This window comes from Cytobacillus sp. FSL M8-0252 (assembly GCF_038007345.1).
GTDB lineage: Bacteria > Bacillota > Bacilli > Bacillales > Cytobacillaceae > Cytobacillus > Cytobacillus kochii.
The window spans coordinates 182023-206958 of record NZ_JBBOWZ010000001.1 but is presented as its reverse complement, the minus strand read 5'-3'; the positions used below and the strand labels follow the sequence as shown (position 1 = coordinate 206958).

The 24936-nt window shown below is 36.7% G+C and carries 24 protein-coding genes; 8 read left to right on the top strand and 16 right to left on the bottom strand.

Annotated features, from left to right (window positions below; all coding sequences use genetic code 11):
* Window positions 1–105 precede the first annotated feature (105 nt).
* A complete protein-coding gene (gerD, locus tag MKX83_RS01100) occupies window positions 106–768 on the top strand; it encodes a spore germination lipoprotein GerD (protein WP_341053635.1) in 663 nt (220 codons plus the stop codon).
* A 116-nt stretch (window positions 769–884) separates the two neighbouring features.
* Here gerD and MKX83_RS01095 read toward each other — a convergent pair whose 3' ends face one another.
* The 8 genes from MKX83_RS01095 to MKX83_RS01060 all read right to left on the bottom strand — a co-directional run bounded on the left by MKX83_RS01095 (window position 885) and on the right by MKX83_RS01060 (window position 11995).
* On the bottom strand, window positions 885–2240 hold the full coding sequence (locus tag MKX83_RS01095; protein ID WP_191817413.1) for an IS1182 family transposase: 1356 nt from the start codon (window positions 2238–2240) through the stop codon (window positions 885–887).
* Between the two features lie 123 nt (window positions 2241–2363).
* Entirely contained in the window at window positions 2364–3413 is a 1050-nt protein-coding gene (locus MKX83_RS01090; RefSeq protein WP_095371079.1) for an Mrp/NBP35 family ATP-binding protein, read from the bottom strand.
* Window positions 3414–3598: 185 nt separating this feature from the next.
* Complete coding sequence (cwlD, locus tag MKX83_RS01085; RefSeq protein ID WP_095371080.1) at window positions 3599–4318, bottom strand: N-acetylmuramoyl-L-alanine amidase CwlD; 720 nt, start codon at window positions 4316–4318, stop codon at window positions 3599–3601.
* Between the two features lie 64 nt (window positions 4319–4382).
* Window positions 4383–4826 carry a DUF2521 family protein gene (locus tag MKX83_RS01080; RefSeq protein WP_322910585.1) on the bottom strand — a complete coding sequence of 148 codons (444 nt, stop codon included), beginning with the start codon at window positions 4824–4826 and terminating at the stop codon, window positions 4383–4385.
* A gap of 90 nt (window positions 4827–4916) precedes the next feature.
* A complete protein-coding gene (gene proC, locus MKX83_RS01075; RefSeq protein ID WP_322910586.1) occupies window positions 4917–5753 on the bottom strand; it encodes a pyrroline-5-carboxylate reductase in 837 nt (278 codons plus the stop codon).
* A 662-nt stretch (window positions 5754–6415) separates the two neighbouring features.
* On the bottom strand, window positions 6416–9091 hold the full coding sequence (locus MKX83_RS01070; protein ID WP_341053632.1) for a YhgE/Pip domain-containing protein: 2676 nt from the start codon (window positions 9089–9091) through the stop codon (window positions 6416–6418).
* 834 nt (window positions 9092–9925) lie between these two features.
* Window positions 9926–11113, bottom strand: a complete 1188-nt coding sequence (locus tag MKX83_RS01065; protein ID WP_095371085.1) for a DUF4317 domain-containing protein — start codon at window positions 11111–11113, stop codon at window positions 9926–9928.
* A 282-nt stretch (window positions 11114–11395) separates the two neighbouring features.
* Window positions 11396–11995 carry a TetR/AcrR family transcriptional regulator gene (locus MKX83_RS01060; protein ID WP_307316861.1) on the bottom strand — a complete coding sequence of 200 codons (600 nt, stop codon included), beginning with the start codon at window positions 11993–11995 and terminating at the stop codon, window positions 11396–11398.
* Between the two features lie 183 nt (window positions 11996–12178).
* Between MKX83_RS01060 and MKX83_RS01055 the strand changes: the two genes are divergently transcribed.
* Entirely contained in the window at window positions 12179–12916 is a 738-nt protein-coding gene (locus MKX83_RS01055; RefSeq protein WP_095371087.1) for an SDR family NAD(P)-dependent oxidoreductase, read from the top strand.
* A gap of 153 nt (window positions 12917–13069) precedes the next feature.
* Here MKX83_RS01055 and bla read toward each other — a convergent pair whose 3' ends face one another.
* Complete coding sequence (gene bla / locus MKX83_RS01050) at window positions 13070–13957, bottom strand: class A beta-lactamase (protein ID WP_341053630.1); 888 nt, start codon at window positions 13955–13957, stop codon at window positions 13070–13072.
* 111 nt (window positions 13958–14068) lie between these two features.
* Here bla and MKX83_RS01045 point away from each other — a divergent pair, with 111 nt between their 5' ends.
* The 4 genes from MKX83_RS01045 (at window position 14069) to MKX83_RS01030 (ending at window position 18365) form a co-directional block, all read left to right on the top strand.
* Entirely contained in the window at window positions 14069–15862 is a 1794-nt protein-coding gene (locus MKX83_RS01045) for a BlaR1 family beta-lactam sensor/signal transducer (RefSeq protein WP_341053628.1), read from the top strand.
* Window positions 15863–16249 (top strand): penicillinase repressor BlaI, encoded by a 387-nt coding sequence (gene blaI, locus MKX83_RS01040; RefSeq protein ID WP_095371090.1) that lies wholly within the window; start codon window positions 15863–15865, stop codon window positions 16247–16249.
* Window positions 16250–16362: 113 nt separating this feature from the next.
* Entirely contained in the window at window positions 16363–17385 is a 1023-nt protein-coding gene (locus MKX83_RS01035) for a zinc-dependent alcohol dehydrogenase family protein (RefSeq protein WP_445293173.1), read from the top strand.
* Window positions 17386–17630: 245 nt separating this feature from the next.
* On the top strand, window positions 17631–18365 hold the full coding sequence (locus MKX83_RS01030) for an SDR family NAD(P)-dependent oxidoreductase (RefSeq protein ID WP_341053624.1): 735 nt from the start codon (window positions 17631–17633) through the stop codon (window positions 18363–18365).
* Window positions 18366–18667: 302 nt separating this feature from the next.
* Here MKX83_RS01030 and MKX83_RS01025 read toward each other — a convergent pair whose 3' ends face one another.
* From MKX83_RS01025 to sigY, 7 genes are all read right to left on the bottom strand, one after another.
* Window positions 18668–19144 carry a DinB family protein gene (locus tag MKX83_RS01025; protein ID WP_341053622.1) on the bottom strand — a complete coding sequence of 159 codons (477 nt, stop codon included), beginning with the start codon at window positions 19142–19144 and terminating at the stop codon, window positions 18668–18670.
* 245 nt (window positions 19145–19389) lie between these two features.
* Window positions 19390–20130, bottom strand: coding sequence for a CPBP family intramembrane glutamic endopeptidase (locus MKX83_RS01020; RefSeq protein ID WP_322910591.1), 741 nt, complete (start codon window positions 20128–20130; stop codon window positions 19390–19392).
* 333 nt (window positions 20131–20463) lie between these two features.
* Entirely contained in the window at window positions 20464–21243 is a 780-nt protein-coding gene (locus MKX83_RS01015) for an ABC transporter permease (RefSeq protein ID WP_341053621.1), read from the bottom strand.
* Window positions 21240–22145: an ABC transporter ATP-binding protein gene (locus MKX83_RS01010; protein WP_341053619.1), complete on the bottom strand. Its 906-nt coding sequence runs from the start codon at window positions 22143–22145 to the stop codon at window positions 21240–21242. The genes MKX83_RS01015 and MKX83_RS01010 overlap by 4 nt, the downstream gene beginning before the upstream one ends.
* The gene (locus tag MKX83_RS01005; RefSeq protein ID WP_341053617.1) at window positions 22145–22348 is read right to left on the bottom strand and encodes a PLD nuclease N-terminal domain-containing protein; all 204 of its coding nucleotides are present in this window, start codon (window positions 22346–22348) and stop codon (window positions 22145–22147) included. Before MKX83_RS01005 ends, MKX83_RS01010 begins: the two co-directional genes overlap by 1 nt.
* Before the next feature lie 297 nt (window positions 22349–22645).
* Window positions 22646–22990, bottom strand: a complete 345-nt coding sequence (locus MKX83_RS01000) for a YxlC family protein (RefSeq protein ID WP_322910593.1) — start codon at window positions 22988–22990, stop codon at window positions 22646–22648.
* Window positions 22977–23507: an RNA polymerase sigma factor SigY gene (sigY, locus tag MKX83_RS00995; protein WP_095371100.1), complete on the bottom strand. Its 531-nt coding sequence runs from the start codon at window positions 23505–23507 to the stop codon at window positions 22977–22979. The genes MKX83_RS01000 and sigY overlap by 14 nt, the downstream gene beginning before the upstream one ends.
* Window positions 23508–23969: 462 nt before the next feature.
* On the opposite strand from sigY, the gene MKX83_RS00990 reads away from it, so the two are divergent.
* Together MKX83_RS00990 and MKX83_RS00985 are read left to right on the top strand one after the other, a co-directional pair.
* Window positions 23970–24350 carry a hypothetical protein gene (locus MKX83_RS00990; protein ID WP_341053616.1) on the top strand — a complete coding sequence of 127 codons (381 nt, stop codon included), beginning with the start codon at window positions 23970–23972 and terminating at the stop codon, window positions 24348–24350.
* Window positions 24351–24362: 12 nt separating this feature from the next.
* Window positions 24363–24872: a hypothetical protein gene (locus tag MKX83_RS00985; protein WP_341053615.1), complete on the top strand. Its 510-nt coding sequence runs from the start codon at window positions 24363–24365 to the stop codon at window positions 24870–24872.
* Window positions 24873–24936: the final 64 nt, after the last annotated feature.

Below are 24936 nucleotides of genomic sequence, written 5' to 3'. Positions count from 1 at the left end.
AAATCTTTACTTGAAAAATCTAGGCAATCCGCAATTTACGCATAATATTGACAGATTTTCTTCATTCTATTAGTACGGGATATTTATTTTAGGAGGCAGTTTAACATGAAAAAAAGCCTTTTTATTATTCCATTGCTCCTCATTCTAACCTTAACAGCATGTTCGCAATCAGGTAGTGAGCACATGGACTATGATCAAACAAAGAAAATGATTGTAGATATACTAAAAACGGATGACGGAAAACAAGCATTACAAGACTTAATGGCTGATGAAAAAATAAAACAACAACTAGTAATGGACCAAAATATGGTGACAGAAACAATCGAGAGTACACTGACATCTGAAAAAGGCACAGAGTTTTGGAAAAAGTCATTTGAAGACCCAGCGTTTGCTGAAACAATGGCTAAAAGCATGAAGTCAGAGAATGAGGAGTTACTCAAGGACTTAATGAAGGATCCAGATTATCAAAAAATGATGATGGACATTCTAAAGGATCCTGAAATGGAGAAAAAATTAACAGAAGTGATGAAAAGTCAAGAATTTAGGGCGCATTTGCAAACAGTCATTACTGAAACCTTTGAAAGCCCGCTCTTTAAGGCAAAATTACAGGACGTTCTTATGAAAGCGGCCGAAGAATCACAATCAGGTAAAGAAGGCAAAGAAGGTAAAGAAGGTGGCGGCAGTAGTAGCGAAGGTGGTGGCGGTGAACAAGGTGGTGAAGGTGGCGGTGAAGGAGGAAGCGGCCAAGAAGGTTCTGGAGAAGAATAAAAATATAAAAAAAGCATTTGGATTTAACATCCAAATGCTCAGACCGTAGACAAACCCCAACTTTGCATTAAGCGAAGGTGGGGTTTTCTATTGTTGTCAAAGATTTTTCTTCTTTTTTAGGTTGGACATGACCCTCGCCATGTCCAGTTTGCCAATTTCTTAAGATTCATGGCAGCGAACGTAAGCATCGCCTGCATTGAAACTTTTTTAATACCTCTTAAGGTCGTCCAACGCATGCCATGCTTTTCTTTTGCGTCCGCAAAGACTCGTTCGATCGTTTCTTTACGTTTCGCATATAGAGTTTTATTACGTTCGGTATGTCTCAAATGATCTACTTCCTCTATGTACTCCTGCCATACATGTCTATGAATCATTTTGGTATGATTCTTACTTTGCGTACAACGTTCTAACAGAGGACAGTCTTTACATTCCAAAGGATTTGAAGCGTATTGTTTGTACCCGTCTCTTGTCGTCGTACGGTAAGATAGAATTTGTCCTTCGGGACATAGATAGGCGTCAAAATATTCATCGTAAACGTATTCGTATTTTCTAAGATATCCGTCTTTCGTTTTTGGACGTGTATAAGGCATAACAGGTCTGATGTCTTGGTCCATTAAGAATTTAGCGATGTGTGGTGTTTTATATCCTGCATCAACAGCGATAGAATGGGGCTTACCGACTTTATCTGTGACTTGAGTGACGAGTTTGTCCAACATCCGACTATCGTGAACATTCCCTCCGGTGACCAGTGACCCTAAGATAAACCCACGGGAGTCGCTCGCCGTATGAAACGAATACGCAAATAGTTTTTCGCGTTCATCTTTTACGTAATAACCACTTTCAGGATCTGTCGTGCTAACTTTTATTTCTTTTGACTCTTCTTTATTCTGCGGGGGGAAGGGCTTTTTTCCGTGTTTCTCACGATCGATATTAATCTCTTCATCTAACTGATTCTGATATGATCTCGTTTCGACTCGGGCTATTTTTTTTTCAAATTTCTTCTTATTAGCGTTCGCTTTTACATGAGTAGAATCAATAAAAGCAATGGATGGATCGACCAATCCCTTGGTCATCGCTTCTTTTAGAATGCGATAGAAAATTTGTTCAAATAGATCTGTATCGTGAAAGCGTCGTGCGTAGTTTTTACCGAAGGTTGAAAAATGAGGAATCTTCTCGGTGAACCCATAGCCAATAAACCATCGATAAGCCACGTTGGTTTCGATTTCCTTTATGGTTTGACGCATTGAGCGTATGCCGAAAAGGTATTGTATGAAGACCATTTTAATTAGAACAACGGGATCAACACTCGGTCGACCATTGTCTAAGCAATACTTATCTTTTACCAGATCATAAATGAATTCAAAGTCAATCGATTGTTCAACCTTCCTGACCAGATGATCATCTGGAACAAGTTGATCCAACGCAACCATTTCAATTTGATTTCTTCCATCTTCAACGTGTTTTGATAACATTTTATATCCCCCACAAAAAATCGATTCCATTCTATTATACAAAAAAAGCTTGTAGACTTGGTCTAATTCTTAGACTTTGTCTACAAGCTGAGCATTTGGATTTAACATCCAAATGCTTTCTTATTATGCTTTTTTAATTACTTGTTGTGCAATTTCTGTATAGATTTTTCCTAAACGATGATCTGCGTCGTAAATAGATGGTGCGAAATCTTCTTCGCTCCAATCAGGCTGCTGCAGTGGTAATTGACCAATTACCTCTGTTCTTAGTTCTTCTGCAAGTTTTTCTCCGCCACCATGACCGAAGACATACTCTTTTTCACCTGTAACTTTACTTTCAAAGAAAGCCATGTTTTCAATTACGCCTAAGATTTCATGTTCAGTACGAATAGCCATCGCACCAGCACGTGCAGCAACAAAAGCTGCCGTAGGGTGAGGAGTAGTTACGATGATTTCCTTACATGATGGAAGCATTGTATGAACATCTAGCGCCACATCACCTGTTCCTGGTGGTAAATCTAATAGAAGATAATCAAGATCTCCCCACTCTACTTCATTAAAGAAGCTATTGAGCATTTTACCAAGCATTGGACCTCTCCAAATAATTGGTGCATTATCTTCTACAAAGAAGCCCATAGAAATAACCTTAACACCAAAACGTTCTACAGGAATTATGCGCTCACCTCTTACTACAGGACGCTTCATAATACCCATCATATCAGGGACACTGAACCCATAAATATCTGCATCTACTAGACCGACTTTCTTTCCTTGCCTAGCAAGAGCGACAGCCATATTGACAGATACTGTTGATTTCCCAACGCCACCTTTACCACTAGCAATAGCAATAAATTTCGTTTTACTATTCGGTGATAGTAGACCCTTATCTTCTTCAGGCATTGCTTGTCTATGTTTTTCTAGTGTTTCAGCCGGTAGTTCATTAAAACGGATACCCACGGATTCTGCACCAGCTGCTTTAATTCGATTCACAATCTCAGTTTGCAATTGCAATTGTTCAGCTGTTGCAGTCTTGGCGATCAATATTTTTACACTGACATGAGCCTTCTCCTCTTTTACTTTAATCTCTTCAATCGCTTGAAGTTCCCCGAGTGTTTTATGTAAAAAAGGTTCTTGTAAGCCCTCAATGGCTTCTCTTACTTTTTGTTCATTAATCATCTATCCTACACCCCTTTAAAATCGTTTCTTCATTAGAATAACTCTAATTGTCATTCTAACACATATTAGAATATCAGTCTTTATACAATGCCTAAAAATCTTAAAGATCTATTTGTATAAATGTTTATATTTTCCACGAAGGGATTTTTAGAAAATAAAAACACGAACAAATCTTTTGTCCGCGTTTAATCTTCAATCACAATCTCTTTCTCATTAGAGTAATGGCGCATTATGCCATTGTAAATGGAGGCTGCTATTTTATTTTGATAATCGTCGCTTTGTAGTAAGGTCCGCTCGTTCTGATTAGATAGGAAGCCTACTTCTACAAGGACACCTGGTTTTTTTGAATGATCAAGAATATAGACATTTTCTAATTCCTTCGCCCGTCTTGTCGTATTTTCTAAGTTAGCGATGAGTTCATCTTGGATAAATTTAGCCGCTCGTGCATTTCCATCTATATGAGAAGCAAAAAAGGTTTGTGCTCCTCTCCATTTAGGAGAAGGGATTGAATTCAAATGTACACTCACGTAAAAATCAGCATCACTATGGTTAATCATATTTAAGCGCTTTTTCAAATCCTCTACTTTTCGCCTACTATAGCCTTTAGTATCTTCTGCAGCTAAGTCCTTATCATCTTCGCGTGTCATCATCACCACGGCTCCTTGTTCTTGAAGGTAATCACGCAGCTTCAAAGAAACTTCTAGGGCAATATCTTTCTCTAACACATTTCCATTATCTGCTCCACCATCCGGACCGCCATGACCAGGGTCAAGAAGGATAACCTTTCCGGATAAAGGAAGATTCCAAGCGTTCCAGGAATCATCTTCAGAAAAGTCATATTGCAAAATAAAGAATAAAATAGCCAGTCCAGTTATAAAACCAATTACTTTTAATTTCTTCTTCACCGATTACCACTCCCCGCTCGTCCTCAAAATATATATATGGGACAAGGAGAATGATTAGAACGATTTAATGCAGTCTTAATTTATGCCTTTTTCGACCATTTTCAAACCCTTCCATCCACCAACTATAGATATACTGTTCACAACTGTAGAATAGGGATTCACTATAAACCCCTTCTTCATTTTGCGCCCAATATAAGAAAAAATGATACAGAGTATTCGTAAAATGCGTAAGTTCCCCTTTACATCTATGTTGAACAGTAGTAGCCGTCTCACCGCTAGTACCAAAATGACTATAATGTGCGCCTAAAAGATACGCTTCGATTGCCATATCATAGCAAGCTTCCTCTATTCCCGCATGGTTCATTAAACCTGTTAATAAACGAGATGAACCGAATAAGTGCTTGACTTGTTCTTTCAGATCCTTTACTGAGATCTCCTTTAGCACTGATTTTTCATATTTTAACTGCTTCTCTCGCCGCTTATCTTCAAATGTAGTAATAAGTGTCACTTGTTTTCACCTCTATCTCTATTCTTTAACTTCCTGTATAGAGGCATACAAAAAGCAGCGGTGATTTCCGCTGCCAATTTTTCCACTATATTAATGTGCTACTTTTTCTAACTCTTCTCTAATTTCCTTCGAACGTGCAGCAGCTTGTTGAACAGCTTCGGAAATAGCTTCTCCGCCGTGATGAGCTTTTAGTGCTTCGACACCCGAATGAGTTGTACCATTAGGTGAGGTCACTCTCTCACGTAAAACAATCGGTGCTTCGCCTTTTTCTAAAACCATTTTTGCTGCTCCATATATCGTTTGAGCAATAATTTTCCGTGCTTTTTTGGCCTCTAATCCTTGTTCTACACCCACCTTCTCCATCTCTTCCATTAGATAGTAGAAGTAGGCAGGGCCACTTCCTGCAAGACCTGTGAAAACATCCATCTGCTCTTCTTCAATGATAAATACTTCTCCCATACAAGCAAGTAAATCTTTCACATCTCTCTCATGTCGCTTCTGTGTATAAGAACCGAGAGACATCGCTGTAGCCGATTCTTGAATCATGCTAGATGTATTTGGCATCACCCGAATAACTTGCTGCTCATCATTTAGCTTCTCTTCCATATATGAAGTAGAAATACCTGCTAATACAGAAACAACCACTTGATCAGGTCTGATTTTATCTTTTAAGAAAGCAAGGGCTTCTTCTGCGCCATAAGGTTTCATTGCCATAATAAAATAATCAACTTCTTCATACGGTAGATCCTTTTGTAGCATCGTATGAACACCGTATCTATCCTTTATTTCTGTCAACCGATCCCCATTGAATTTATTCGTTACATAAATTTGCTGTGCTGGTACCTTCTCCGCATGAATCATTCCTGAAATCATTGATTCCGCCATTGAACCTGCACCAAAAAAAGCTACTGTCTTATTCTCTAACATTTACACAAACACTCCTTAAAAGTTGTGTCTTCGTTTCCGTACCTTTTTCAACGTTATCTATCTTAACATGTCACTATTTAGAATCAAGGGTTAACGATTAAGTCATAAGCATATGAGCGAGATAGTGAAAGAAAGCGTTACCATTCAATTCCTGATGTCCTCTAACCTCGCTCAACGGTCTGTATGCAGGCTCAATCTTGAATATCGTGTTTTCATCTTTGTTGTAAAGTAAGGACAACCATCTGCACATACTTCAATAGTAGCTTCATGTTAAATTATTCTTTTATTCTGGGACACAAAGCAACAAATAATGGAAAAGACGAAGTAAAACGGATGAGGAGAACTATTCAGATTTTATGACGATGATAGGTATGAGCCACATCAACCGAAAAGAACTGCTAAACATTTACGCTTCCACTAAGGAACGTCACAAATCTGTTTTGCGCTACTTATCCCTTTGCTTTCCCTTGTAACTATGTACCACTTCACATTTTCAAACAGAGCGACTTGCCTAATTACCAACCTCGTAAAAAGATCTGCCCCCACTCCCTTTAAATTATCGCCACCAACAATCACTGTTCTGTAAATTAAATCACCGAAAAAATTTGATGTACATCATCAAAAAAAGCTTTTCGCCACGATAAGTGACAAAAAGCTCTATATTAATCAACTAATCGACTAGAACGAGATTTCTCCGCTGTCTTCTTTAACCAAGGCGTTAATGGTTTTTTTAGTACAAGCCCTAAGATTAAAGAGGCTACGAAAAAGAGAAATAAGTATAGAAAACTCATCCAGACGACATGAGGGACAATGCCTCCAACTGCTTCTCTCAGAATATTAATCGCATGTGTAAATGGTAAGAATGGATTAATCGCTTGGAAAAATGCTGGTGCAACTTGAATCGGGAAAGTACCGCCTGCACCTGATAACTGCAATACCATGAGTATAATCGCTAACGCCTTACCAATATTGCCAAAGATTGAGACAATCGTATAGACCATTGTCATAAACATCATCGCAATAATGACAGTAAATATCACAAACCAAACCGGATTTGCTGCGTAAGTTCCAAGAATCAGAAGATCACCAACACTAACAATTAACCCTTGTAGAAAGCCAACGATTAAAAATAGGACAAGCCTGCCAAGGTAAACATGACGAATAGAATACTCCTCTTTCATATCTTTTGGGTGGACATCTGTTTTTAATAAGTTCGCTAATAACAGTGCACCTACCCATAAACATAACACAGTATAAAAGGGTGTATTCGCTGAACCGTAATTTGGGATTGGATATAATTGATCCTCAACAAGCTTTACCGGCTCTTTAAAGAATTCACTTTCTTTTTGAATATCATTTTTTAATAACGCAATGATTTCTCCCAAATCATTATTTGCCTTAAAATCTCGAATATCATCGGCTGCTTTATGGACCGAATCTTCAAGCGCAGGAAGATTCCCTTGAATGAACGCGGTAACTTCAGAAAGTCCTTTTTCCACCTCAGGAAGGTTTTCATTCACTAAGCCCGCTATTCGCGAGAATTCTGACTCAATTTTAGGGAGGTCATTACGGACAAAGTTACTTGCTTGATGAACTTTTTCTTCCACACCTGGAAGGTCATTTCGTATAAAGTCGCTTGCCTTATGAACGGCATCAACTGCTTTCGGTAAATCCGTCTCAATCTTGGCAACAATCTCACCTATGCTCTCCTCGATTGCCGGTAAGTCAGCAATGATTTGATTGAGCTGTGCTTCACCTGTCTCAGCAATTCCTTCTGCATTTGTTAGCACTTCTTCTATATTAGGCATTTCTTGTTGAATTTTCTCTAAATCGCCCGCAGCTTTTTGTGCTGTATCATTCAATTGTTGCATGGCATTTAAGATCTCTTGCTTTCCACCATTGTTCATAAAACCAACAAGTCTTCCCGCTTGAGCAGCGGTATCTTGAGCCTGTTTCCTAAGTACTTGGATTTGCTCTTTTGATAACTCACCTGAGCCCGCTTGCGCTAGGGAATCATTAAGTGCTGTTAACTGCTGTGATAATTGTGTTAATGAATCAATCACCGTTGTAAATTGACCGTTTTGATTTAACGCCGTAAACATATCAATCGCATGATTAACTGATGTAATATTTGTTTGCAATTGTTGCTGTAAATCTTTAATCGATTGATTGACCGAATTGTTCATTTGGTCATTTTCGAGTTGTTTAAGTACTTGGTCAATGGAATTGGCCGTATTTTCAATGATAACTGCATTTTGAGTAATAACATCTAATATGGGCTCAATTGCCCCTTCATTTGCTGATAAAAAGCTATTTAGACTTTTAACATATTCTTCAGCATCAGCTGCCATTTGATTGGCTTTCGGTAAAGCTTCCTGCACACGATCAATCACCTCTTGCGCTGTTTGAACACCTTTTAACGCTCGATTTAACTGATCTGATACTTCTCCAAACTGCTGACTTGCTTCTGTTAATCGCTCTGCTGCCTCTTCAATTTCTGGTAACCGCTCTTCTAATGTCAATACTTGATCACCTAATTGATTGATGAGCGGAAGCTTTTCTTCTAATGTGAGTATGTGCTGTGCTCCTTGATTTAATTCAGGAAATTTCTCTTCCAGGGCAATTACTTTTGTGATTGTTTCCTTCATCTCTGGCCAGTCTTCATTTAACGTGACAATCTTTTCACCTAGTTCATTTAACTCCGGAAAACGTTCTTCTAATGCAAATATATTATTCTCCACTTTAAGAATGGTCGGTAGTTCTTCCTCTAACTTAATACCGATATTGTTAAATTCCGTGAATAGGGCTTTTGATGCTTCGGCTAAGAAATTCTCACTAATCTGTTCAACTAATGCGGAAGCGCCTGCAGATGTCATCTTTGGTGCAATCGCATTTAATTTTTCATTTACCTCATACCTGACTTCCGGTGCCTCTGGTTCACCATCCACCACACTTGTTAATTGTTTCGAAAAATCCTCGTCAATATAGACCGCAGCATAATAATCTCCATCTCTTACTCCTTCTTCAGCTACCTGCCTATTCACAAAGGTCCAACCCATTTGATCATTATCTTTTAATTGATCAACGAGCTCTTGCCCTATATTCATTTCTTTCCCTTCAAGCTCTGTGCCACTATCTTCATTGACAATTGCTACCTTAATTTGACTCGTCTCGCTATATGGATCCCACGATGCAGCAATATTAAACCATGCATACAATGACGGCAAAAAGGCTAAACCGATTAGTAGTAACGCAACTAACGGTACCCTGCGTAAATTCCTAAAATCCTGCCTGACAATGCTGAAAATCTGCTTCAATCTTCCACCTTCCTTATTCATGATGGGCCTTCTAATAACAGAAAACCCCAATTCAATACCTATAAGAATACAACATCCTTTTGGAAGTTTCCATTTAAAAGTCACTGGAAATTTTAAATTACAAATTAATGGTTGCTTATCGAGAAGACGTCGCTTTAAAAAGGGGCAATAATTGGTACATTGTAAACATTTTAAAAGCATATAAAGACTTTTTATCAACGCCAGATGAAAGCATATGGCATTTAAGAAACCACATCATTTACTGTTAGGTTTAAATAAAGCTCCTAACAAGTTAATGATACGATTCAAATTGGATTTAAAAATAGAGAGTTGGGTTCCTTTTTGTAAATGTCACATCAATCAGTGGTTGGGATAATGATATCAGATGCATCCGAATGATTAGGGTTCTTTACCTTCTATTAGTTTGGATTATTTTATATGGTTTTTATACTCATTTTAAAAGAATAGTGGAATGAACCCTATTAATAAGTAGATATTATCCAATGTTGCATGTTGAGCAGTAAAATATACACAAGTCGTACCCTTGCCCTATAAACATCACTTGCTTTGGACTCTGTTAAGCCACGGAATCCTTCGGCTCATATTTTAAAAAATATATTCAAGGAATAAAGTAAAAGTGGAACTGAATGGACTATATCTATCTAATCGCATATTCGAAAAGTATGCCAATGTAATACAGGCATTTTGGGGAATCTATTTAAAATGAGGAGGGTGGATAGGTCATATCTCGTGTCAATTTACCGGTAAATCACGCTTAACCGCCTTATATTTGGGCTAAGGCGGCTAATTTTTATATCCCATTCTTATTAAATACTTATTGGGATAAATCTTTCTTTATTCTTCATCTTTTACTTTATTAAATATTGCTTCTGGAATCATTTCAAAGCCTTCAATCACTGTGTTCTCTTCCACTTCAATCATTAGACAAAGCTTACCATCCACATGCATTTGACGGACATAGCGCAAATCCTGCGGACAAACAGAAATATCTGCTACTTTTGTTTTGATTTTAATTGACTTAGACGTATACTTTGGCACAATACTGGTTGCTTTCAGCTCATAATTTTCATCGTCAATTACCTTTTTGAAAGCTGATTCTACCTTTTGGCGATCGACATCCTGCACACCGCTAGTTGTTAGAACCTTCTCCACATCGCGATAGTCCAGTTTCGGGGCATCAGGCTCTTCATTCTCTTCCACCACTCGTTGGATTTCATCGAATACATTGGCAAGTATCGACGTATTAATCTGGTTGCCTGCAACATCCTTTACAATTTCCTCAAACACAATCTTATCGTCTTGTGCTGTCATAGCTTCTTCAGCATTTAATACTTCTTCAATGAAATGATAATCCAGCTCATATGCCTTTCCTGCTGAATAGAGTACATGATTCACATCTGCAGCATGATCAGTAAAGCTAGGAAATAGAAATCCGCCAACTGGTACTTTCAAATTGATAACAGGATCAACGACAAAGTGATACTTGAATTCTTTCTCCACATAGTCAAACAGTAGCTCTTTTTTGGGATCTATCGTCTTGTTGATACTGCATAAGATAAAAGGATTGGCATAAACCGCATCTCGGCTGCTTTCTTCGGTCTCTTCGTTACTCCGTTTCGTAGGCTTTAAATATTCACCATGTATAAACGTAACGACAATATCCATTTCGTACTGTTTATCCTTCAACATCTTTTCCACAAGATCCAACATATGCCCTTTCCATTCATCCGTATCATTCGTAAGTATCGCTTGATGAAGTATCAGTTGGCTACTATTCTCTATATTTCGCTGGAATTTCAATTCAAACAACTTCTGATCCAACTGGCCTGTCAGTACTTTTTTGAAGTTGGTTAAGAAAAGTTCCTGCTGTTCTTGTTCAAGCATTTCAAATGGCGTGCTTTGATGGTGATAAACTTCACTAGATTCTTTCATTATATAAACATTAAAAATATCTTTAATCTTTAATAAATCATTATTCATCTTAAATTGTTTTTTAAAGTCAGCTATATCTTTTTTATTCAAAAATGGATTCTCCCTTAATTCATTATGCAAACCATGGATCAATCAACTGAATTTTATCTTTTCATTTTAACATAATTAAATGGGCTAATGGATGACTTAACTCCATAGATTGTTTCCAAACGAATATCAATTAAAATTAGTTTGTGAAAATGTGCACAAGCGGTTATACTAGAACTATAACCCGATTGTGAATCATTGAACATGATGAAGAATTAAAAAGTGGTCCATGAGGAAAATAGTCCGAACAAGCTTGTAATAGCGGAGCCTACTTTTTTGCCACTTTTAATGTTTATCTAAATATTTGACCGAAGCCATATGCGCCTGAGATAGTATGATAATTTCTTTAATCAATTCTTCTTTTGATATCTGGAAGCCTGTATTAATCCAATTGGCTAATAAACCGTAAAATCCATATGCTGTGTAGCGCTTAAAGTAATCCATATTAACCGGGAGATCATTAATTGTTTTAAATTCAAACTTCTCCTGATATATCGTAAGTATTGTTTGTGGAAACCTCGTATGCAGTTCGGGAATGGTGTCGACATAATTGATTAAATCATAAAATTCCCGATTGTTATAAATGGATGAGATAATATGAAAATACCTATTATCCAATAGGTTTGTACTAACCTCTCTCTTAAGTTTAAACGGCCTTTCAAAAGATTCTTCTAACGCCGCTAGATTGGTGGACAAGAGGTCATCGGCTAATTCAAATTTATCTTTATAGTGAACATAGAACGTACTTCGATTATACTTTGCATACTGCACGATATCTTTGACAGAAACAGAATGGAAGCCCTTTTCTTTCGTTAAGGCAATCAGAGCCTGTTGAAGGTGCATCTTCGTCCGATCTCTTCTTGGGGTAGACCAATTGTTTTGCATTCGCTCCTTCTCCTTATGCAACAAAATTTTGCTGGTTTATAGACAATTATACCTAATATGTCTAATGAATACACAATTACAATTTTATTGCTGATTGAACCTATCTATCATCGTATTATAATTTATTTGTAAACACTTTCAATTAAGTGTATTGACACATTCATTATAATAGGGGGAAGAAACATGAGCAAACTACAAGATAAAGTAGCTGTTATTACTGGGGGAGTATCTGGTATTGGTGCTGCAACTGCAAAATTATTTGCTTCAGAAGGGGCAAAATTAGTCCTTGTTGATATGAACGAAGAAAAAGGTGCTAGTTTTGAAGCTGAATTAAAATCACAAGGTGCAGAAGCGGTTTTCCTTAAAGCTGATGTAACAAGTGAAGTAGAAGTTAAAAATATCTTTACTACAGCATTAGATACTTTCGGTAAAGTAGATATTTTATTTAATAATGCGGGAATTGGCGCAGTAAAACCAACTGAAGAGCTAAGCTATGCAGAGTGGAGAAAAACAGTAGAAGTGGACTTAGATGGGGTATTCTTAGTTGCACAAGCTGCTATTAAAGAATTCTTAAAAACAGGAAGCGGTGTTATTGTCAATACAGCTTCTATGTATGGTTGGGTTGGCTCACCTGGAAGTGCTGCATATAACGCTGCCAAAGCAGGTGTCGTGAACTTAACTCGTTCGCTTGGCTTAGAGTATGCAGCACGCAATATCCGTGTAAATGCGCTTTGCCCAGGATTTATCGATACACCAATTCTTGGAGAAGCAGATAGACAAGGTTTAACTGCTGCTACACCAATGAATCGTTTAGGTAAACCAGAAGAAATGGCAAAAGCAGTATTATTTATGGCTAGCGATGATTCTTCTTTCATGACTGGTAACAGCCTAATTATTGATGGTGGATACACAGCACAATAATTATAAATAAAGTAAGAAACCCATTTTGACTTATGGTCAGAATGGGTTTTTTTATGATGATGCAGGGACAGAAATGACATATTTTCTACTGTAAAACAGCTATGAACAATCAATTTTATCTAGGTAGTTTATTCCCAATAACACTTTTTGATCTCAATTCACTTGAGTCAATGTTTCAAGCACAATCTCGGTTGCTTCTCCAATCAATTGATCATCATATTCGGCTTCTTTTTCCTGCTTATTCGACAATATGACAATCACAATTGGTTCATCATTAGGCGGCCATACAATCGCGATATCATTTCTTGTACCATAAGATGCGGCACCACTTTTATCACCAACGATCCAATCTGTTGGTACTCCTGATTTAATTAAGGTATCGCCAGTTGTATTTCCTTTGAACCACTCCTGAAAAATTTCTCTTTTTTCTTCCGATAATTCATCCGTTAATCCAAGTATTCTTAAATTTGTTGCCAATGCTTTAGGTGTACTAGTATCTCTCGTATCCCCAGGAGTGGCTTCATTTAATTCTGTCTCCAACCGGTCCATCTCTGTCACATCATCACCGATCGCTCTTAGTGCTTCCTCAAGCTGATCTGGTCCACCTAATTCTGCAAACAATAAATTTCCCGCTGTATTATCGCTATACTGCATAGCTGCTTTCGCAATCTCCCTTAATGTCATTCCTTCATCGACATATTTTTCTGTAATCGGTGAATAGGTAACAAGGTCTTCTTTTGTGTACATTCTTTTTTCATCTAAGATTGATATCGGGTTTTCCTTTAATAAAACTGCCCCCGCTAACGCCTTAAATGTCGAGGCATACGCAAACCGTTCGTCTTCTTGATAGGCAACCGTTTCTTCATTACCCGTATCAATAGCATATACACCTAATTTAGCACCATACTTTTCTTCTAACTGAGCAAACTTGCCAGACGACACATCCTCTGCCTTCACTTCCCCACCATTCACTTCATTTTCTTTAGAACAACCGACGAGTAATAACATAGCAACAAATAAACCAACAATCATTTTTTTCATCCAAAAACCACTCCCTAAAATTTAATACCAGATTACATTTGTAGTCTGATTACATCTGTAGTACAATATTACATATGTAATCCTAATTGTCAAATTTTTTTAAAAAAGGAGGTGGGCGAGATCTTTATAAGTTTCTTTCTCAACGGGTTGATCATTTCCACTTTTTCAATCCTTACCATCCTACTTATACGTAATTGGATGAAAAACCAAATAAAAGCACAATCACTTAACCACTTGTGGATATTGCTTTTCCTAACACTGCTCATTCCTTTATGCCCTATACCATTACCTTCTTTGTTTTCCGCACAACCGCAAATTCCGGAATTACAAAAGGAAGGTACAACAGTGGCAATTGAAGAAAACCAAGGTGTAATGACAAACGAATTTATTAAAGATTTCTCTGTTTCGGTTCAAAGGATTGATTTTTCTTTCTTAAATGTACCGCTCATGATCCTATGGCTACTTGGCGTGTTTGTGTTACTATCTTTACTTTTGATTAGCTTTTTCGCACTTAAAAGGTTAAAGGCTCAAACACAACCAGTTGGAGACCCAAATATTGAAGCTCTTTTTCTATCATGCAAAAAAAGGCTAGGGATTAAAAGGACTATCGATGTCCGCTATTCAACCGAGACTCACTCACCACTCATTTTTGGCCTTTTTCATAGTGTCGTTGTCATCCCCAAAAAAGAGCAAAGCTGGTTAACCATGACGGACTATGAAAATATCTTCCTACATGAGTTAAGTCATTATAAAAATAAAGATTTACTTACAAACTATGTGATGATTTTCTTCCAGGTCATATACTGGTTCAACCCGCTCATCTGGATTGCCTCAAAAAGAATGAAAGCCGATAGAGAAATGGCTTGTGATGAGGCAGTTTTACAGTTACTCTATCATGACAAAGCTGTCGTTGGTTATGGGCATACAATGATTAATTTCGCATCTACAATACAAAGGAAGCTGCCACTAATCGCAGAATTCACGAGTGGCAAACGACAAATGAAAGAACGAATCGAGCGTATTGCTGCTTTTCGTACAAAAAAAGCATACTCAATTAAAAAAACAGTATGCTTCTATGCTTTAACTCTTTTTATCTTAATTGCTCAACTACCTTTCGTATCTGCACTCGAAATCGGAGCAGAAGAGACATATGACTTTCAAAACGAGAGCATCATTGAGCGAAATCTCTCACCTTTCTTTCAAGGGTTTGAAGGAAGTTTCGTCCTTTATGATGAAGCGAAAAATCAATACGTCCTTCATAACCGCGAGAAAAGTATGAAGCGGATCTCACCTGATTCTACTTATAAAATCTATAGTGCTTTATTTGCATTAGATGCAGGGTACATTACGGAGGAAGCTTCCACCCTTTCATGGGATGGCAGAAACCAACCTTTTGCGGCTTGGAATCAAGATCACAACTTAACTTCTGCTCTACAAAACTCAGTTAATTGGTATTTCCAACGCTTAGATACGATGGCTGGTGAGGAAGCGTTACAAACAAATCTTCAACGTATACATTATGGCAACACCGATACTTCAGGAGGCGTAAAAGACTTTTGGAATGAATCATCCTTGAAGATTTCACCAGTTGAACAAGTCGAGCTCTTGCAATCTTTTTATCATCATCAATTAGGATTTAAAAAGGAGCACACAGCCAAGGTGCAAGATGCACTATTAATTGAAAGCCACACAGGTTACCGCTTATATGGAAAAACAGGCACAGGAACCATTAATGGTATAAACAAAAACGGTTGGTTTATAGGTTACGTCGAAACAAAGCAAACTACCTACTTCTTTGCCACAAATATTCAAGACGAAGGACAACCAGATGGGCAAAAGGCAATACAAATCACGAGAGATATTTTGAAAGAATTAGGGATTTACGAAAGCAAGGAGGCACAATAAATGGGGGAAACATTACCGAATATCTCAGAATCCGAATGGGCCATCATGAATGTCCTTTGGGATCACTCACCACGAACAGCTAACGATATCATCCAATCTTTACAAAAAAATACTGATTGGAAACCAAAGACCATCAGAACATTGCTCGACCGTCTCGTCCAAAAGTCAGTCGTAGCTGTCGACAAGAGCCAGAAAGTGTACACCTTTTCCCCACTCTACTCCCAAGAAGAGTGCCAAAAGGCAGAAACACAATCATTCATCCAACGCATCTACGGCGGCACACTCAAATCCATGCTCGTCCACTTTATCCAAGACGATAAATTATCAGACAAAGACATCAAAGAACTGCGTTCGATATTGAATGAGAAACCTGAAGGGAAGGAATAGGGAAGTATGAAGACACTAGAAACGCGTCCTACAATTTTGGGGTTTCTGGTGTCTTTTATTTTCAAATACACCATGATAATAAAAGGGTCTGAATGATTATTAGCGCCATAGCAATGTTGAGATTATGGAAAAGGAGAATTACTGTTTTGGAAGCAAAGTGTATTAAGTTCTATGAATTTGGTAATCCCGAAGACGTACTAAAAATTGAATATAAAAGTATCCACACTCCTAAGGATAATGAAGTGCTTGTACGTATGATAGCAAGACCAATGAACCCTTCTGATTTAATTCCCATTAAAGGTGCATATTCTCACCGTATTCCGTTACCTAATATTCCTGGTTATGAGGGCGTAGGTATTGTAGAAGAGGTTGGTCCATTAGTATCTCAAAACCTTATTGGTAAGCGTGTCTTACCTTTACGAGGTGAAGGTACTTGGCAAGAGTTTGTGAAAACAACAGCAGACTTTACCGTGCCGATACCGGATTCTATTGATGGCTTTACAGCTGCTCAGATGTATATAAACCCAATAACAGCCTGGGTGATATGTGTGGAAGAATTAAAATTAAGGCCAAATGATGTCTTATTGGTAAACGCATGTGGTTCTTCGATTGGGCATATTTTTGCTCAATTATCTAAAGTAATAGGCTTCCGATTAATAGCTGTAACAAGAAATGAGAAATACTCAAAAGATTTACTAAGACTCGGTGCTTCTTATGTTATAAACACCTCTGTCAGCCCATTGCATGAAACAGTGATGGAATTAACCAATGGACTCGGGGCCAAAGCAGCCATTGATTCAATAGGAGGTCCTGCAGGCACTAATTTAGCATTTAGCGTTCACCCAACTGGAACCTTTTTAACTATAGGACTATTATCAGGAATTCAAGTAGACTGGGCACAAATCATAAATAAGGCAAAAGTAAACGCCAAAATATTTCATTTACGACATTGGAATAATAGAGTTTCGATAAGTACTTGGCAAGAAACATTTAATCACCTGATAGCCTTAATCACTAATAAAAAGTTAAAACTCCAGAATGCAGATGCTCAATTCGACTTGATAAAAGTAAAAGAAGCAGTCAATTTTGTAGAGTCTTATCGAAATCGTAAAGGAAAGGTTTTTCTAATCAACTGATAAGTATTGAATCTAAAAAAGGGTCGAATGAACAACAACGTTCATTCGACTCTTTTCATTATGACAATGCACTTGAAGGACTACTTGTATTTTTTATTATTTCTCATATGTTGAATAAGACCCAATATAATCAATACGACAAAGCCACTAATAGATACCAATAAATTGACCTAAAAAGAAGGAAATAGTTATTTGGATCAATAATACTGTCTAGAGTAACCATGTAAAGAGAGGGGCTATAATAAGTGCTTAAAACTAAGAAAGTAATCGTAACAGGAGCGGCTTCTGGAATAGGGAAAGAAATTGTTAAACAATGCTTACATGAGGGAGTTTCAGTAATTGCATGCGATATTAATGAACATTCTTTATATGAATTAAAAGAATCCATGGCTAATCACTATGTTCTACATACATATCAGTTAGATGTAAGTAACTATGAAGAGGTCGCTAAATTCTTTGAACATGCTGAAGAAGCACATACAGATGTAGATGGATTAGTAAATAATGCAGGGGTGTATTTGGCGAAAAACATACTGGATTATCAAGTAGATGAAATGGATAAAGTCTTGGATATAAACGTTAAAGGGTTTATTTATTTCTCACAAATGTTCGGTAAAAAGTTGCTTCAAAGCAAGCGCCCGGGAGTTATTGTTAATATGTCTTCCGTATCTGGAATGGAAGGCAGTTCAGATGCAATTTATGGGTTATCAAAAGCTGCTATATTAGGTTTAACTAAAAGCTGTGCATTAAATTTCTCACCATATATCCGAGTAAATGCTGTTGCTCCTACTATGGTTACTACTCCAATGATGGATACGATTCCTGATTGGAGAAAAGAGAATTATCTAAAACAGCAACTCATTCATACACCTGTCCTCCCTGAAGATGTGGCTGATACTGTTGTCTTCTTATTATCAGATAGAGCAAAGCATTATACGGGGGCAACTTTCGATATAAATAATGGTGGATATCTAAGGTAATTACACTTCTTGATGAGAAATGCGTTTGTTAAAGAAGGTCCTATCGTCATGTTTGTAATTTTCTCTATGAACTAATAGTAACTTCATAGAGCCTCTTTTGTCTGACTGAATTGCTCAACCCCGTTTGTGAAGGAAAAAGTTTATCTCACCAAGCATGAAACAACCTTTGGCTTTACTACATTTTTTACAGCGTTTATTTTCCACAAAAAAACAAAGGGGCTGCATAAGCTACCTCTTTGTTTCACTTGATGCCGACTTTCTTAGGAAGAGCCTTTCCTTCTACACCAGTTTCCTTTAAGGGTTTATATCGCTTCATGCAAATATAAACATTTTTTTATGTCATTTATAGCTTGCAAATGTATTCCCTCGTGAAAGATGGTCCGAATTAACACTTGTTCAATCGTTCGCATCCCCATTTCAGTGGGAGAAAATAATTCTTCTAAACGATGTCCATAGCTCTCCTTCAACCTCTTAGGTTGTTCCTCCAACAATTTTTTTAGTTCGATATAAGAAGGTGTCTCCATAGAAAAATGATCCGGTGTTGTACCATATCCAAACCATTTTCGGAAAGATTCTGGAGCCTCCGTTTTCTCCTTTGTTAAAGTCTCAATCCATAAATACTGATCTAGATATACGTGTCCCATATTCCATCTAATATTATTATTAAAATGGTTGGGTATAATCTCAGCTGCCTCTGCACTTACCCCACTTATACTATCCAATAAATCTTGTCGATAAGCTTCTAGCTGATTAAAAAGTACCAATTGACCTTCTTTCATGACTCTTCTCCTTTTTGTGTATTATTTAATATAATTAGTTCGGCATTTAATATATTTTTCCTCCTAAAACTAACTTGACATTAAAAAAAGGAAACATAGGGCGATTCCTTTTATCATTCAAGCGAGAAAATGAATATTGAATCCTGTTACGTTTCCCCTTTGTTTCATCTAACATCTACTCCAAATTTTTTAGTTACAAGCAGTTACAAGCTGCCATAACAGTAATTAGGGGTAACATCCCTCACTCATTTCGCAACAGCATGACCTTGATCACCTAATTTAGCAAGATAATCAATTAAGAAGTGTAAAATAATTAGTGGAATAATTGATCCTAAAACAATATATAGGCAAGAAAATAAAAAACCTATAATAGTAGTTCTTACAACTCCTACCCAAACCCCTTGATAGGTATGTGCTAATCCAAATATAAAAGATGCGGCAATAATGACTCCCCATATTGATAAATCAGGAAATAAATAGGATAGTGCAAAAATTAAGAAACCTCTATAAAGAACTTCTTCCGTTATCCCCGCACTCAATGATACAAAATTCCACACTTTTTTCTCTTTATCATTAACTGGCAATATCGGAGTAAACTCATAATTCTCCATTTCCCCCGCTTTTTTTATGGATAGTTCACGCCTAATCTTAGAACTTAAATAATAACCAATTATATAGTACAAAACTAAACAAAGATAAAATACTCCTAAGGTTAAAATGATGTAACTGAAAACAGTACCTAAAACAGAAGTATTAAGTTTCAGTGATGTGAATCCTATTTGCCCTAAAGACAGTTCTGTCAGTAAAACCAGGCCAAGCATGAAAATGATGGGTATCCATAATCCATATATTATTTTGTAGTAGTACTTTAATCTTGCATGCTCTTTTATCCGTACATCCTTTTTAAATTTCTGAAAGTCTAAGTATCCAACAATCGGATCATAAAGCAATAAGGTAATTAAAATAAGCCAAAATCCAATTTCCATAATTTATCCTCCTTGATAGATTGTGAATTAATATTAACAACTCACGTTACGTGAGATACAAGAGGAAATTTAATATTAGGTAAATGAATTGTACTTAGATTGGATGATTTAAAAATGACATTAATACCCTCCTTGCTCCTCCCCTGTTGTTACATGCTCTTGCAAGATTGCACAATATAATTATTTATCCTTGATTCTAGAGCCCTTCAAATCCTTAATTAGACTTTAAAAAACTCCTTGCTCATTAAGAACAAAGAGGGTTAACATTGATAAAACAAGTTTATACCATTTTGCGAAGTATTATATGGATAAAAATGTATGAAAAAGGATTTTTTATTCCAATAAGTCTTTTCGCTTAAATATTTGTACAGATGCGATGAGTACGACGATAATAATAGCAATAGTTGTAATAAAAGCTAACAAGAAACTAGAATCTAGTTTTCCTAACAGCAAGACCTGTCCTGTGTGCTCAGTCATCGTGGCCGGACTCCATTTCATATACTTTCCTAGAAGGGATGTAACTGTCGAAATGGCAAAGACCACAAATATTGTAACAAAAGCAACTCCTCCATTTCCTTTCATTATCGTACTAAAAAAAAGCGTCAATGTAACAACAAAAACTAACCATATGCTATAGATCACTACACTTTGAAAAACGCGCTCAAAAGCGACTGTTTCAATGAGTAAACTCGTATAATACCAAGAAGCTACATATCCAATAAGCAATGAAACGAATGTAATTGTAAGTAACCCAGCCCATTTAGATAATATATATGAGGAATAAGAAACTGGTTTAATCATGACCATAGCTGCTACTCCACTTTGTTTTTCTTCGGAAACGATACCCATTGCACTCAAAACAAGAATAAGTACACCGAGCATCCCATAATTAGATAGAACATTCATTAATACTTCTGCCCCTGTTGGAGTAGGCATTTCAAGGATTGTACCTTCTGGAAGACCCCCAAAAGTGTCCAAAATCTCCGGCATATAATACGAACTAACCGGCTGCATAACACCTAGCAAAATAAACACAATTGGAATCCATAAAATTTTATAATTCCGCACCATTTCCGTTATTTCTTTTTGATAAAGAACAGTCCATTGCGTCATGCCTTCACCACCTTGACAAATAAATCTTCTAATGTTGTTTGAGAAATCTCGAACTTACGAATCGGAAGTTTTCTATCCACGATATCTTTTAATAATGTTTGCTTTCCATTTACCATATCTTTTAATACGATGCTGGTTTTATTACCTTGAATGTCTACTTCAGATACAAAGCTATAACTCGCTATGCTCTTTAGCCAATCAACAGCCGGTGATTCGAATTCGATTTGTAAAATAGGTTGCCGATATTCCTCCATTACCCTTCCCAGGCTACCTGATATCGCAATTTCCCCAGCATGCATGATAAGAATGTCATTACTTATTTCTTCTGCATCGTGAAGGACATGAGTTGAGAAAAGAATGGTTGTTTCCTCTTTAATCTCTCTCATCATGTCCAACACTTCCCGTCTCCCAAGTGGGTCGAGTGCAGAAACAGGCTCATCTAAAATAAGTAATTTCGGACGATGAATGAGTGCCTGTGCCAATCCGAGGCGCTGCTTCATTCCACCAGAATAACCCCCTATTTTCCTTTTCTTTGCATTCGTTAGACCCACTCGTTCAAGTAATTCCTCACTCCGTTTTTCTGCTTCCTTACGATTCATTTTTGCCAATTGTCCTGCGAAAACAAGAAACTCCTTTCCGCTCATCCAATTATAGAAAGCAGGATATTGAGGTAAATACCCAATATACGGCCTTAAATCCTTTGGTTTTTCCCCTTTAAAATCAATACTACCTGAAGTCGGTGCCAACAATCCGGATAGCATTTTTAATGTTGTTGTTTTTCCTGCTCCATTTGGTCCAAGTAATGAAACGCACCTGCCTTCTTCAATATGAAAATTGATTCCTTTAACAGCATTCGTATTTCCAAAACTTTTTACTAAATCGCTTGCCTTTAATAATTCCATTAATCATTTCTCCTTCCAACAACGAAATAAAGCACTGGCCCTATTATGCCGATAAAGAGAATAACAAGAATCCACAACCATTTTGGTCCGTTCGTTTTTTCTTCTTTAATACAAGAAACTAATGCGATAATCATAAGAATTAATTGTAAGACAATAATTGGCGCAATCGCTCCCCATGGGATTCCATTTAACAGTTCATTCATTTTTTCTCCTCCAAACTGTTTATTTATCCTTAATACGATTACGTTTGCCTATTCGTTCACTCACGAAAAAAAAATCTCAGGAATTTGATCCTGAGACCTTTCTTTTAAATATTTTCCTTGCAAAAATAAGATAGATAATAAGATACGTTGGAAATTGAATAAGACCTAAGAAGCCCCATAGCCAAGCATTGTGTCCTCTCTTTCGCGCGTCCCAAAACATCCACGAGCTCTGGCAAATCAGAATGAACGCAATCACGAGCCATAACCAAAGCGATATGCTACTTAGTTCATTTGAGTTCATTCATTACTGACCTTCTTTCTAGTTTTGTTAAGAGCGACGGGCAGTAAGATAATCCCCACAAGCTGAAAATAAAGAAAAAGAATTGGCTGGCGATAAACGACAGCAATCACAACTGAAAGCACTAATACTGCAACAGAGATAAACGTGAGAAGGTCTTTCCATTGTTTTTTTCGTATTCTTTTTTTCTCTAATTCAACATTCTGTTGAAACCATTGTAAGTTTGGAGTAGATACTGGATTCCATTGGTCCAGTTTTTCTAAACCATCTGTTAATTGCTTAACCGTTAATTCATCTTCATCATCCAACATAGAATTACTATTTTTAGAATCATTCTCCTTCAAGATCAGCCAACTCCTTTCGTACATTTTTTAGACCATTTGACACTCGAGATTTTACTGTTCCTTCTGCTAGACCCATCATTTTCCCAATTTCCCCATATGAATATCCGTAATAATGCTTTAATACGATTGGCATACGTATTTCTTCATCAATTTGGGCAAGTATATCAAGTACATCTGCCCATTCTTCATTCATATTTGCTACATTCCATTTCATTTTTCGGAGCGCTTGTTCATGCTCTAGCCAGTTTTTCTCCAGCTTCTTTCTCCGCTGTTGATCGATGAAAAGGTTCGTTGCGATCGTGATGAGCCATGAGGAAAACTTGGATTCACCATTATACAGTTGGATTTTTTCAATACACTTCACCATCGTCTCTTGCGTTAAATCTTCTGCGACTTGTGGATGAAGGGTAACTTTCATTAAATACTTTACGAGAAACGAATAATTCTGTTGTAGCAGTTTCGAAAGCGCCAATGTATCTCCTTTTTTCGCCTTTTGAATTAAATCCTTTTCATCCATGAGATCTACTCCATACAATAATAATCTATATGTAATACGATTAACTGGGAGAAATCGTTCATTTTTAAAATAAAGAATTACAAAAAACATTTAGCCAACTATTAGTAATTGTTATGACCATAGATTTTGCCAAAGGAATCAATTATTGACTTCATTAGCTTAGGCATAGTTTCCCCTTTTGGATCAAACATAGTTTTTAAAGGTACACGTTGCGAGACTTTTTTGTTATATTACTTTTCATGACCGAATCTCAAGCAAAGTTTTAAAAAAGGAAACTTGTAAAAAAGGATCCCGAGCATCGTTTTTCGATGACCAGAACCCTTTTAAACTTAGGCCTCAATTTTATCTTTGAAAAGATTTACACTATCAATCTTAGGTAATTTACGTAACACAGAACTACTTAACCAGTAAACGCTAAAAATTATCATAGAAATACTACAGATCATAACAGCAAGTGCTGGTGTGAATGTTTCACCTAGAAACCCTCCTATTAGTGAACCTAACGGCATTCCCAAAGCTGATGCACTAGCAAACTATAAAACACTATCATATAAAACGGGTAGTCATACTTTTAAGTTGACTAAAACAGATATGAAACATATGCTTGAGAGACATCACCCAAAATATTGGGACGGTTCTGTTAAAAAAGATCAAACATTCTATAACCCTGATTTAAGTGTTAATGATGTGAAAAACATTGCGCATACAATTGCTAAAAACAAAAAATCTACCTTGTCTAAAAAAGGAACAAATTCAACATTCCAGGTTGAAGGTAAAGTAAATGGAGTTGAATATGTTATGGGAATTACTAAAGGGCATATCAAACAACTATACCCTAAATAAGGAAGATGAGTAATGGGAAATTTAAAATTTGATGTTTTTATACTTAAAAAGAAAGTTACTGACTTAGAGAAATTGAAAAATAATACAGATGAGTATTGTTTGGTTTTAAATGAGAATCTTAATTCAATAAAAGACATTATTAATAGTGATAGTATTGATGACGGTATTCTAAATTTAGATGGTGGAGTTATAATTGAGTATAATTATAAGCCACTAACTGATTTCTCCTTTTGGGATGATTTGCCAACATTATTGTCTTATATGCTCAATTTAGTTGAAGAGTTCAAGGAAAATGGTCAAGCATTCTTTTATTTTCCTAGTCAGCCTATGAAGGTCGAACTGAAGAAGGAAGGGACCAAAGCTAAGTTTAGTGTTCATGAAAAGTCTATAGTCGTTAATAGTGATGTTTTAATTGATGATATTCTTAGAAATACCCGAAAGTTCTTTGAACTATTAACTAACGAATTGCAGCTAAGTAAATATCAATTTGAGTTAGATCAAATTGAATCTATAAGAAAATAAAACTTAATTAAAAAGAGTCTATTAAGACTCTTTCAGACCGTAGACAAACCCCAACTTTGCATTA